Source organism: Verrucosispora sp. ts21 (assembly GCF_002879555.1).
Taxonomy (GTDB): domain Bacteria; phylum Actinomycetota; class Actinomycetes; order Mycobacteriales; family Micromonosporaceae; genus Micromonospora; species Micromonospora gifhornensis.
Genome location: NZ_PNOZ01000046.1, coordinates 39,700 through 51,101, shown reverse-complemented (window position 1 = coordinate 51,101; position 11,402 = coordinate 39,700). Strand labels below are relative to the sequence as shown.

Genomic DNA, 11,402 nt, shown 5'->3' with positions numbered 1-11,402 from the left:
GTAAACGACGTTGGTACTGCCCGACGGTCAGTTGTCCGCGGCGGTCGTTCACCGAGCAGGTCGCCCAGATTCCGGCCCGCTCCCGCTTGACCACCCGGTTGCGGCAGGCGGCCGGGGCTGCGGTTGCTGATGCCGGGCGCACGATCGTGCAGGCCGCCCGGGACCACGGCATCTCGTGGCCAGTCGTCGCCGACGCGTTCACCGCCCACGCCAGCAGGGTGTTGCCGGCCGAGCCCGAGCCGGTCGCCGTACTCGGCATCGACGAGGTCCGCCGGGGCAAACCGCACTGGAGCTGGGATGAGCAGGACGGCTCGTGGACCACGACCGCGGACCGGTGGCACGTCGGCTTCTGCGATCTATCCGGCGGACAGGGGCTGCTCGCCCAGGTCGAAGGCCGCACCACCGCCGCGGTCACCGGCTGGCTGGCCGCTCGCCCGCAGACCTGGCGCGACCAGATCCAGGCAGTCGCGATCGACATGTGCACCGTGTTCAAGGCCGCGATCCGGCAGGCCCTGCCGCACGCGCTGCTGGTCGTTGATCACTTCCACGTCGTGCAACTGGCCAACCGAGCCGTCACCGAGATCCGCCGCCGGGTCACGCTCACCCAGCGCGGTCGCCGCGGCCGGGGCAGCGACCCGGAATGGCGGATGCGCAACCGGCTGACCCGCTCGGCCGCCCGCATGCCCAGCAAACACGTCGACCGCCTCGTCGACACCCTCGACGCCCTCCCCGCGGCAATCGGTGCTCCGATCCTGGCCGCCTGGAACGCGAAAGAAGACCTACTCGACCTGCTCGCGGTCGCCCGCACCCACCCGAACCGGGAACACATCCACCAGCTCCTGCACCGCTTCTACACCCGCTGCGCCGCCTTCGACCTGCCCGAACTCCACCGGCTCGCCACCACCATCGAGACCTGGTGGCCACAAATCCTCGCGTTCCTGACCACCGGAATCACGAACGCCGGCTCCGAAGGCACCAACCGCGTCATCAAAACCGTCGCCCGCGACGCCTACGGCTTCCGCAACCCCGACAACCAACGCCTACGCACCCGCACCGCCACCACCCGACGCCACCGCGGACACCTCAACCCCGCTTAACTTCGAAGAGCCGGTATTCGGAGCCGCGGGCGGGAAACTCCCGAAGATCCACCCAGGCAAACAGGGCAAGCATGTCCCTGGCCATAACAATTTCGATCCTACAAGAGGAAGAAGTGAGTTCACCCACTCCGACCCGCAAGGCCTGATCAACCAGTTCGCCGGAACCGGTGTACGTCACGGAAACAAGGAGGTGGTGGACTTCCGCCAGCATATCGGAACCTGGGTGGGGATTGACGGAACTCGACTCAGTACTACTCGGGGTACAATTCACTACGGGAAGGATGATGTCCACATCGTTCCCGCTCACCCGACGGGCAGGCCATGAACCCTCTAGCAGTCGAAGTGGCGCGCTTCAAAGAATGGCAGGAAAGCGGTGCTCCAGATTACCTGAACTTGGGTCACGGTGCGGAGTGGGAGGCGAACTACCCCCACTGGGAGGCTCTACTTGATGCTGCGGAGCAGGCAGTCAACCAAGCGAGCGTACTAGAGCGGGAGGTTATTTCCGATCTCCTATTCGTGCTTGCGCGTGACAACGAAGATGAGCGCGTCGCTGAGATTCTGCGCGATAATCCAGCTGCCCTACGTCGCCTATTACCTCAGGCTCTTCGGTACCCCGATGCTCAAGCTCGCTGGCAGGTTGCGGCAATCCTTCCGGCGGCACTTGGCACCGTCGCGGTAGAGCCCCTGATGCAACTCAAACTCGACCCAGACGAATACGTCCGGCGTCGAGCGGCTATTGCGCTCTCCGAGATTGGTGTCGAGTGACCGTCGAGCAGGAGAGCCGAGGCGCTCCTGCAGCGCCTGGGTGATTCGTGCGCCCAGCGGACCTGGAGGTGAGTGTGTAGCTCATCTGTAGTCGTAAGCGCGTCGTCGCCGCACGGTGAAATCGCCGATCACGTGATCGGCTTGCTCCGGGGGTGGTCGTTCGGGGTGGGACGGGGTTTGGCCTTTTGGCGGGGCCGGCCTGGTTGCGGTCGGTGTGCCGTGGTCAGCCGGGTGCCGGGTGGACGGTGGTGAACAGGTTGTCGAGGCGGCCTGCCAGGGCCAGTGCTGAGGTAGGTGCAGGTTGATGGTGCGGGCGCAGTGCGCGAGGCGGGCGGCGACGTTGATGATCCGGGTCCGGATCGTGGTGGTTCGGGCGGTCGTCCAGGTGCCGGCGGCGAGGTGCCCGGCGGCGCGGGTGAGGTTGTGGGCAATGCCGGCGCAGGTCAGCCACGCGTCGTTGGCGCTGAACCGCCCCGAGGGCAGGTGCGCCAGAGGACCGGCGATCAGATCCGCGTTGACCTGTTCGATCACGGCGTGCTGGCGGTGCTGAGCTTCGGCTTGCACGAGAGTGAACGGGCTGTCGGTGAAGACCGCGTGATACCGGTAGGCCGCAACGAGTTCTTCCTGGTCCGGGTGCTGTGTGGGGTCGTCGCGGCGGATGCGACGTATGATCAGCCGGGCGGTGACGGCATGTCGGGTGCCGGCGAACGCGGTGTAGGTGGTCTCGGCGATCTGCGCGTCGGAGACCCACCGCTGTTCCTGCTCGTCCCAGATCGCCTGCGGGTATTTGATGTCGATCCACTGATCGTTGCGGGATGCTGCCGCAGGCGGTGCGGACCTTGGCGTCGATGCGGGCGGTGACCGAGAACCGCACCTTGTGTCGCCGGCAGGTGCTGATGACCGTCTTGGCGTAGAAGGCGGAGTCGGCCGGAGCACGATCTCGCCGGTCGCGCCGCACGCGCGGGCGGTGGTGATCGTTTCGGCAATCATGCTCGCCGCGCCCCGGCTGGAGCCGGCGTTGCCGCTGCGCAGCCGGGTCGCCGCGACGACCGGCGCGCACAGAGGCGTGGACAACGTCGCGATCAGCGGGTTGTAGCCGCGCAGCCGCACGTCGTAGCCGCCGACCTTGGCATGACCGAACCCGATGCCCTGTACCTGCTTGCCGTAGACCCGCCGCAGCATCGAGTCGATGTCCACGAAGGTCAGCACGTCCGCGCCGGCCAGCAGCGGTGTCCGCGCGGCGAGGCCGATCAGGGTGTCGCGGGCGGCGGCCTACAACTGCCGGACTCATCGGTGGATCGAGGCTCAGAGGCGGCGGGCCTCGATGATGCGGGCCAGGAACTGGCGGGTACGCGGGTGGACGGGATCGGCGAGGACCTGGCTGGGCGGGCCGGATTCGATGACCCGGCCGGCGTCGAGGAAGCAGACCTGGTCGGCCACGTCGCGGGCGAAGCCCATTTCGTGGGTGGCCAGGATCATCGTCATGCCCTCGGTCTTGAGGTCGCGGATCATCGTCAGCACCTCACCGACCAGTTCCGGGTCCAGCGCCGAGGTGACCTCGTCGAGCAGCAGCAGCCGGGGCGAGTTGGCAAGCGCCCGTACGATCGCCACCCGCTGCTGCTGGCCGCCGGAGAGCCGGTCCGGGTAGGCGTCGGCCTTGGCCCCCAACCCCACCCGTTCCAGCAGCTCCCGGGCTCGGGCCTCCGCCTCGGCCCGCGCCCGGCGGTGCACCCGGCGGGGCGCGAGGGTGATGTTGTCCAGCACGCTCAGGTGCGGGAAGAGGTTGTACGACTGGAACACCATGCCGATGCGGCGGCGTACCTTGTCGGGGTCGACGCCGGGGGCGGTGATGTCCTCGCCGTCCAGTTCGATCGTCCCGTCGTGCAGGTCCTCCAGCAGGTTGACACAGCGCAGCAGGGTCGACTTGCCGGACCCGGAGGACCCGATCAGGGCCACCACCTGGTGTTCGGCCACGGTCAGGTCGAGCCCGTCGAGGACCACCTGGTCGCCGAAGACCTTGCGTAGCCCGCGGCACCGCAGGACGTCCATGCTCAGCCTCCGGACTGGCGTCGGGCCGCCCGCAGGGTGACCCGGTCGGTGACGGCGATCAGCGGAATGGCCAGCAGCACGAAGAGCACCCCGGCCACGATGTACGGCGTGTAGTTGAAGCTCTGCGCGGTGGCGATCTGCGCGGCCCGGACCGCGTCGATCGGGCCGGCCAGGGAGACCAGGCCGACGTCCTTCTGCAACGCCACCACGTCGTTGAGCAGCGGCGGGGCCACCCGCCGGACGGCCTGCGGCAGCACCACGTGCCGCATGGTCTGCCGGTAGGTCAGGCCCAGCGACCGGGCCGCCGCGAGCTGGCTGGGATGCACCGACTCGATGCCGGCGCGGAACACCTCGGCCAGGTATCCGCTGTAGGTGAGCACCAGCGCGAGCCCGCCCAGCACCAGCACCGGCGGCATGCCCTGCAACCGCAGGCCCGGCACGCCGAGGGTGAGCAGGTAGAGCACGATGATCAGGGGCAGGCCCCGGAAGGCGTACGTGTAGCTGGTGGCCAGCGCCCGGATCGGGAAGAAGACCGGCCCGCGCAGGGTACGCAGGATCGCGATCACCAGCCCGAGCAGCAGCGCGCCGATGGCGCAGCAGACCAGCAGCCGCAGGTTGAGCCAGAGCCCGGTCAGCACCGCCGGCAGCGCGTCCCGGGCGATCTGCGGGTCGAAGAACGAGGCGCGTACGCGGTCCCAGCCGGGCGCCCCGGTCACCGCGAACGCCAGCAGCGTGCCGACCGCCGCCGTGGAGGCGGCGGCGATCAGCACGCTGAGTACGGTCTGCCGGCGGCGGTACTCCTCTCGGGCCCGCTGGGCGGGGGAGGGGACGTACGAGGTTGCGCTCACGTGAGTTCAGGGGCTCCCGCGACCTGGGCCAGCCACTGCTGCTCCAACTGCTTCAACACGCCGTCGGCGGTGAGTTGCCCGACCGCGTTGCTGACGCAACCGGTGAGCGGCGAGTTCTTGTCCAGCAGCAGCCCGAACGCCTCCGGCGTGCCCACCTGCGGCAACTGGCCGACGATCACCGCGTCGTCGATCTCCGCGGCGGTGATGTAGAAGGCGGTGGGCAGGTCGACGACCAGGCCGTCGAGCTGGCCGTTCTGCAGGGCCTTCTTGGCGTCGTCGTTGCTGTTGTAGACCTGCGGCTTCGTCGTCGGCTTCACCACGTCGGTGATCGCCTGGTAGCTGGTCGTGCCGACCTGGGCGCCGAGCTTGGCGTCGCGCAGGTCCGCCAGGCTGGTCTTGCCGGCGATCTTGGACGACTTCAGAGCGATGACGGTCTGCCGCACCAGGTAGTAGGGCGCGGTGAAGTCGACAGCCTTCTTGCGCTCGTCGGTGATCGAGAACTGGTTGATGTCGAAGTCGAAGGACTTCGGTCCGGGGGCGATCGCCGAGTCGAACTTGACCCGGGTCCAGACGACCTCGTCGCGGGTGTAGCCGAGCTTCTCCGCCACCGCGTAGGCCACCGCGGACTCGTAGCCCTGGCCGTTCTCGGGCTTGTCGTCGACGAACCACGGCTGGTAGGCCGGTTGGTCGGTGGCGATGGTGAGCTTGCCGGGGGTATGGGTGGGCAGGTTCTCCTTCGCGCACGAGGCGGCGTCGGAGGTCGAGGGCGGGGGAGCGGGCTCGTTCTGGGGCGCGCAGGCGGTGACGGCGAAAAGGACCGCGCCGGCCGTGGCTAGCGTACGGATGCGTGGGGTGCTGACCATGGCCGACAGCGTACGACCACCATCGGCAGCTGCCGTAGAGCTGTCCCACCATGGTGGTAGGAAATACAAGTCCCGCTCACCGGTCACCATCGGACCCGGTGCACGCCACGACCCGGGGCAACTGGGAGAATCCGGTTCCGTGAAGACGTTCGAGGAGTTGTTCGCCGAGCTGCAGGCCAAGGCCGCCGCCGGCACCCCCGGCTCGGGCACGGTCGCCGCGCTGGAGAAGGGGGTGCACTTCATCGGCAAGAAGGTGGTCGAAGAGGCCGCCGAGTCGTGGATGGCCGCCGAGCACGAGGGGCCCGAACGCACCGCCGAGGAGATCTCTCAGCTGCTCTACCAGGTGCAGGTGTTGATGCTCGCCAGCGGACTGGAGCTCAAGGACGTCTACCGACATCTCTGAGTGCCCGCCGTCGACTCTTGACCCGATCGAAGGAGCACTCCGTCATGCTGCGTGTCGCCGTACCCAACAAGGGCGCCCTGGCCTCCTCGGCCGCCGAGATGCTGCGCGAGGCGGGCTACCGCCAGCGCACCGACCCGAAGGACCTGGTCTGCCGGGACGAGGCCAACGACATCGAATTCTTCTACCTGCGACCGAAGGACATCGCCACCTACGTCGGCTCCGGTGACCTGGACGTCGGGATCACTGGCCGGGACCTGCTGATCGACTCCGGCGCGCCGGCCGAGGAGGTCGTCGACCTGAACTTCGGCCGGGCCACCTTCCGGTTCGCCGCCCGTCCCGACGACGTCCACGACGTCCAGGAGCTGGGTGGGCACCGGATCGCCACCGCGTACCCGGGGTTGGTTGAGCGTCACCTCGCCGAGCTGGGCGTCAAGGCCGAGGTGATCCGCCTCGACGGCGCGGTGGAGAACGCCATTCGGCTGGGCGTGGCCGACGTGGTCGCCGACGTGGTCGAGACCGGCGCCACGCTGCGCCAGGCCGGCCTGGTGGTCTTCGGCGAGCCGCTGCTGCGCTCCTCGGCGGTGCTGGTCCGCCGGGCCGGCGCGACCGCGCACCCGCAGGCGGAGCAGTTGCTGCGCCGGGTGCACGGGGTGCTGGTGGCTCGCCGGTACGTGATGCTCGCCTACGACGTGCCGGCCGGCCTGCTGGACCGGGCCAGCTCGCTGACCCCGGGCATCGAGTCACCGACCGTCTCGCCGCTGCACCGTGAGGGCTGGGTGGCGGTGGAGGCCATGGTGCTCCGCGACGACGTGCACCGGATCATGGACGAGCTCTACGACCTCGGCGCCCGGGCGATCCTGGTCACCAACATCCACGCCTGCCGGTTGTGACCGCTGTGGCGGATGGTGCCGCTGCGTGTGGCACCGTCCGCCGGGCCGGGGGCGGATGGCAGACTGGTGCCATGAGTCAGCGGGACGCAGCTCAGCGGGGTGCAGCGCAGCCGGGTGCCGACACGGCCGACCGTGGGCCGACGACCGCCGGCGAGCCGGTGCGGCTGCGGCCCCGGCGCATTCGGGTGGTCTGCTGGGTGTCGGCGGTCGTGGTGGTGGTGCTGTTCGCGGTGATCGCCACCACGCTGACCGGGCCGACCGGCAACGGCTACGGCACCTTCCAGCGCGGCGACCAGTTCGCCATGATCGGGCTCGGCGTGCTCTTCGCCCTCGGCGCCCTGCTGTTCACCCGTCCCCGGGTGGAGGCGGACGCGCGGGGGGTGCGGGTCCGCAACATCATCGGCTCGTACGAGCTGCCCTGGGAGGTCGTACGGGGGATCCGGTTCGACCGTGGTGCGCCGTGGGCCGCCCTGGAGCTGTACGACGACGATCTGCTGCCGGTGGTGGCGCTGCAGGCCGCCGACAAGCAGCACGCGGTCGACGGGGTGCGTGCCCTGCGCCGGCTGCACCAGGCGCACCTGACCGCCCTCGCCGAGCGCACCCCCGGCCCCTGACCACTGCCGGCCGTCCGGTGGCGGACAGCGTCGGCGCCAGCGGCCGGTGCGACAGCACGGGCGACACGGTGGGTCGGTTTGAGGCCCCGGTGACCACGGGTGTAGTGTGGTCAAGTCGACCAGGCTGTCCGTGTGAGCGGACGGCCACGAAAGTGGGGCGCCTGCTCCCACCCGAGTTCGCCAACTGCGGCGGCCGGGTCCGGTCACCGGTTCCGGGCACGTCCCGGCTCCGGATGCGCGATCCTGTGATCGTGCCGACCGGTCGAGCGGGCCCTGGCATGCGCCGGGGCCTTCTGCTTTCCGCGCGGGTTCCCGACGGGAGCCGCACGGGTCGGCCACCGATGAAGAACCGACTCGAGGAGGCCCCATCAGCGTCGAACCACGCGTGAACGAGCAGATCCGGGCACGTGAGGTCCGACTGGTCGGCCCCGAGGGTGAGCAGGTGGGCATCGTCCCGCTGGAGCGCGCCCTTCAGCTGGCCGCGGACGTCGATCTGGACCTGGTCGAGGTTGCGCCGATGGCGCGCCCGCCGGTGTGCAAGCTCATGGACTTCGGCAAGTTCAAGTACGAGAGCGCACTGAAGGCGCGCGAAGCGCGGCGTAACCAGCAGCAGACCGTCATCAAGGAGATGAAGCTCCGGCCGAAGATCGACCCGCACGACTACGAGACCAAGAAGGGTCACGTGGTGCGGTTCCTCAAGGCCGGGGACAAGGTCAAGGTGACGATCATGTTCCGCGGTCGCGAGCAGAGTCGACCGGAGCTGGGTTACCGGCTCCTGCGCCGACTCGAGTCCGAGATCACGGAACTGGGATATGTCGAGTCCGCTCCTAAGCAGGACGGCCGAAACATGATCATGGTTCTCGCTCCGCACCGGGCCGTCAAGGCCTCCGCGGTCGCCGCCACGGCGTCGCGTGGTGGGCCTCGGGAGCGGACCGCGGAGGATTCCGTGGCGGCTACCGAGCCCGCGGCGGCTACCGAGTCCGTGGCGGCCGGTGAGAGCGCAGCAGCCGGTGAGACCGGCGCGACCGCTGACACCAGCGGTCAGTAACAGGGGAGAAGACGTTCCACATGCCGAAGATGAAGAGCCACACGGGGACGGGTAAGCGGGTCCGCGTAACCGGCAAGGGCAAGATCATGAAGCAGCAGGCCGGTCTGCGCCACAACCTGGAGAAGAAGCCCTCCACCCGTACCCGGCGGCTGACGGGCGTGGTCGAGGCCGCCAAGTCCGACGTCAAGCGCCTCAAGAAGCTGCTCGGCCGCTGACGCGCGCCACCTGAGCCCAAGAAGGAGTTGAGATGGCACGCGTCAAGCGGGCTGTGAACGCCCAGAAGAAGCGCCGTACCCTGCTGGAGACCGCGAGTGGTTACCGCGGTCAGCGCTCCCGGCTGTACCGCAAGGCCAAGGAGCAGGTGCTGCACTCGATGCAGTACGCCTACCGGGACCGTCGCGACCGCAAGGGTGACTTCCGGCAGTTGTGGATCCAGCGGATCAACGCGGGTGCCCGCGCCAACGGCATGACCTACAACCGGCTGATCCAGGGCCTGCGCCTGGCCGGTATCGAGGTCGACCGCAAGATCCTGGCCGACATGGCCGTCAACGACGCCGCCGCGTTCGCGGCGATCGTCGAGCTGGCCCGGGCCGCGGTGCAGGCCGAGGGCACCGGCGGCGCGGCGGCTCAGGCCGCCTGATCCCCGCACAACGCAGCGAGGCGTCCCTCGATGAAGGGGGGCGCCTCGCGCGTGTGTGGTGAGGACACCATGCCCTTCACGCCGCGTACGCCCAGGGTGGTCGCCGCCCGCCGGCTGCAACGCCGCCGCGACCGCGAGGCCACCGGCCGGTTCCTCGCCGAGGGACCGCAGGCGGTCCGCGAGGCCCTGGCCCGTCCCCGGACGGTGCTCGAACTGTTCGGTACGCCCACCGCGCTCGACCGGTACGCCGACCTGGCAGCGGCCGCCGCCGGTGCCGACGTACCCGTCTCCGAGGTGACCGACGAGGCGCTCGCGGCGCTCGCCGAGACCGTCGCCCCGCAGGGCCTGGTCGCCGTCTGTCAGCACCTCGACGTGCCGTTGGCGGCCGCGCTGTCGCGCGGTCCGCGGCTGGTCGCGGTGCTGGCGGGCATCCGGGACCCGGGTAACGCCGGCACCGTGTTGCGGACCGCCGACGCGGCCGGCGCCGCGGCGGTGGTCTTCGCCGGTGAGGCGGTCGACCCGTACAACGGCAAGTGCGTCCGGTCGTCGGCGGGCAGCCTGTTCCACGTCGACGTGGTGCGCGAACGCGACCCGGCGGCGGTGGTCGCCGCCGTCCGCGCCGCCGGTCTGGTGGTGCTCGCCGCGACCGGCTACGGCGAAGCGGATCTCGACGACCTGGCCGACGCCGGCCGGCTGGCCGCCCCCACCGCCTGGCTGTTCGGGTCCGAGGCGCACGGGCTGCCCGACGAGCTGATCGCCGCCGCCGACGCCCGGGTCCGGGTGCCGCTGCACGGGCGGGCCGAGAGCCTCAACCTGGCTGCGGCCGCGGCGGTCTGCCTGTACGCTTCGGCGAGAGCCCAGCGCTGACATGAGATCACGCGCAGGAACAGGATCACGTGCAGAGCAGAGCACGAGGAGAGCGGCCGGTGATGGTGGACGCACCACGGCGTACGTTTAGCCAGCCCGCCGGTGTCGGCGGGCGGCGAGCCTGACCTGCTCTCCGCACCACTCCCACCGGCGGGCTGCGGCGCAGCCGCGCGTCCGTAGACTCGCTTCGCCGCCTGAGAGGGCCGGCGCCGCCGTGAGGAGTGCCCGTACGCCATGACCTACCGCAACGATCCGTACGACCCGAAGCAGGTCGCCCTGCTAGACCCGGCTGCCCTGGCCGAGGCCGTGACCGAGGCCGAGAAGGCTTTCGCCGCCGCCGGTGACCCCGACGCGCTGGCCGCGCTCCGCCCCGCGCACCTCGGCGACCGGGCTCCGGTCTCGCTGGCCCGTCGGGAGATCGGCGCGCTGCCGCCCGCCGCCAAGGCCGACGCCGGCAAGCGGGTCAACGAGGCCCGTCGCAGCATCGAGCAGGCCTACGCCGCCCGGTCCGAGGTGCTCGACCGCGAGCAGGCGCAGCGGGTCCTGGTCGCCGAGCGCGTCGACGTGACGCTGCCCTACGACCGACGCCCGCGTGGTTCCCGGCACCCGGTCAGCGTGCTGATGGAACAGATCAGCGACCTGTTCATCGGGATGGGCTACGAGGTGGCCGAGGGCCCCGAGGTCGAGTTGGAGTGGACCAACTTCGACGCGCTCAACATCCCCGTCGACCACCCGGCCCGGGGCCTGATGGACACCTTCCACATCGCACCGTCGGAGGAGTCGGGGCTGGTGCTGCGTACCCACACCTCGCCGGTGCAGGCGCGCACGATGCTGACCCGCAAGCCGCCGATCTACGTGGTGGTGCCCGGCCGGGTCTACCGCACCGACGAGTTGGACGCCACCCACTCGCCGGTCTTCCACCAGGTCGAGGGCCTGGTGGTGGACAAGGGCATCACCATGGCCCACCTGCGCGGCACGCTCGACCACTTCGCCCGGGCCATGTTCGGCGAGGGCGCGAAGACCCGGTTCCGGCCGCACTACTTCCCGTTCACCGAGCCGTCGGCGGAGTTCGACGTGTGGTTCCCGGAGCACCGCAAGGGCCCACAGTGGGTCGAGTGGGGTGGCTGCGGCATGGTCAACCCGCGGGTGCTGCGCGCCTGCGGCATCGACCCGGAGGTCTACTCCGGGTTCGCCTTCGGCATGGGCATCGACCGCACCGTGATGTTCCGACACGGGGTGGGCGACATGCGGGACATGGTCGAGGGCGACGTCCGGTTCACCCGGGCGTTCGGCCACGGGGCGTAGTGCGGGCGCGCGA

15 protein-coding genes are annotated in these 11,402 nt (G+C 70.0%); 11 read left to right on the top strand and 4 right to left on the bottom strand.

Annotation, left to right across the window (positions count from 1 at the left end; translation table 11 throughout):
• The 3 genes from C1A38_RS20150 to C1A38_RS30915 form a co-directional block, all read left to right on the top strand.
• Nucleotides 1-1,097, top strand: a 1,097-nt coding sequence (locus C1A38_RS20150) for an ISL3 family transposase (RefSeq protein WP_102659314.1), incomplete at its 5' end; no start/stop codon positions are given.
• A 46-nt stretch (nt 1,098-1,143) separates the two neighbouring features.
• Complete coding sequence (locus C1A38_RS32480) at nt 1,144-1,422, top strand: polymorphic toxin type 50 domain-containing protein (RefSeq protein ID WP_102659308.1); 279 nt, start codon at nt 1,144-1,146, stop codon at nt 1,420-1,422.
• Nucleotides 1,423-1,439: 17 nt separating this feature from the next.
• Entirely contained in the window at nt 1,440-1,862 is a 423-nt protein-coding gene (locus C1A38_RS30915; RefSeq protein ID WP_146017585.1) for a HEAT repeat domain-containing protein, read from the top strand.
• Between the two features lie 81 nt (nt 1,863-1,943).
• Here the strand turns inward: C1A38_RS30915 and C1A38_RS20140 are convergent, their stop codons facing one another.
• From C1A38_RS20140 to C1A38_RS20125, 4 genes are all read right to left on the bottom strand, one after another.
• Nucleotides 1,944-3,071, bottom strand: a complete 1,128-nt coding sequence (locus C1A38_RS20140; RefSeq protein ID WP_233196917.1) for a transposase — start codon at nt 3,069-3,071, stop codon at nt 1,944-1,946.
• Nucleotides 3,072-3,167: 96 nt separating this feature from the next.
• Entirely contained in the window at nt 3,168-3,911 is a 744-nt protein-coding gene (locus tag C1A38_RS20135; protein WP_102659307.1) for an amino acid ABC transporter ATP-binding protein, read from the bottom strand.
• Between the two features lie 2 nt (nt 3,912-3,913).
• On the bottom strand, nt 3,914-4,759 hold the full coding sequence (locus tag C1A38_RS20130; protein ID WP_043720348.1) for an amino acid ABC transporter permease: 846 nt from the start codon (nt 4,757-4,759) through the stop codon (nt 3,914-3,916).
• The gene (locus tag C1A38_RS20125; RefSeq protein WP_102659306.1) at nt 4,756-5,622 is read right to left on the bottom strand and encodes an ABC transporter substrate-binding protein; all 867 of its coding nucleotides are present in this window, start codon (nt 5,620-5,622) and stop codon (nt 4,756-4,758) included. Before C1A38_RS20125 ends, C1A38_RS20130 begins: the two co-directional genes overlap by 4 nt.
• Before the next feature lie 139 nt (nt 5,623-5,761).
• Between C1A38_RS20125 and C1A38_RS20120 the strand changes: the two genes are divergently transcribed.
• From C1A38_RS20120 to pheS, 8 genes are all read left to right on the top strand, one after another.
• On the top strand, nt 5,762-6,025 hold the full coding sequence (locus C1A38_RS20120; protein WP_013732805.1) for a phosphoribosyl-ATP diphosphatase: 264 nt from the start codon (nt 5,762-5,764) through the stop codon (nt 6,023-6,025).
• Nucleotides 6,026-6,069: 44 nt separating this feature from the next.
• The gene (hisG, locus tag C1A38_RS20115; RefSeq protein ID WP_102659305.1) at nt 6,070-6,915 is read left to right on the top strand and encodes an ATP phosphoribosyltransferase; all 846 of its coding nucleotides are present in this window, start codon (nt 6,070-6,072) and stop codon (nt 6,913-6,915) included.
• A 71-nt stretch (nt 6,916-6,986) separates the two neighbouring features.
• Nucleotides 6,987-7,529: a PH domain-containing protein gene (locus C1A38_RS20110; protein WP_233196916.1), complete on the top strand. Its 543-nt coding sequence runs from the start codon at nt 6,987-6,989 to the stop codon at nt 7,527-7,529.
• A gap of 385 nt (nt 7,530-7,914) precedes the next feature.
• The gene (infC, locus tag C1A38_RS20105; protein WP_102659304.1) at nt 7,915-8,577 is read left to right on the top strand and encodes a translation initiation factor IF-3; all 663 of its coding nucleotides are present in this window, start codon (nt 7,915-7,917) and stop codon (nt 8,575-8,577) included.
• 20 nt (nt 8,578-8,597) lie between these two features.
• Nucleotides 8,598-8,792, top strand: coding sequence for a 50S ribosomal protein L35 (gene rpmI, locus C1A38_RS20100; protein ID WP_013732809.1), 195 nt, complete (start codon nt 8,598-8,600; stop codon nt 8,790-8,792).
• 32 nt (nt 8,793-8,824) lie between these two features.
• Nucleotides 8,825-9,217: a 50S ribosomal protein L20 gene (gene rplT, locus C1A38_RS20095; protein WP_013732810.1), complete on the top strand. Its 393-nt coding sequence runs from the start codon at nt 8,825-8,827 to the stop codon at nt 9,215-9,217.
• Nucleotides 9,218-9,286: 69 nt separating this feature from the next.
• Entirely contained in the window at nt 9,287-10,084 is a 798-nt protein-coding gene (locus C1A38_RS20090) for a TrmH family RNA methyltransferase (protein ID WP_199180264.1), read from the top strand.
• A gap of 234 nt (nt 10,085-10,318) precedes the next feature.
• On the top strand, nt 10,319-11,389 hold the full coding sequence (pheS, locus tag C1A38_RS20085) for a phenylalanine--tRNA ligase subunit alpha (protein ID WP_102659302.1): 1,071 nt from the start codon (nt 10,319-10,321) through the stop codon (nt 11,387-11,389).
• The last annotated feature ends 13 nt before the right edge of the window (nt 11,390-11,402 follow it).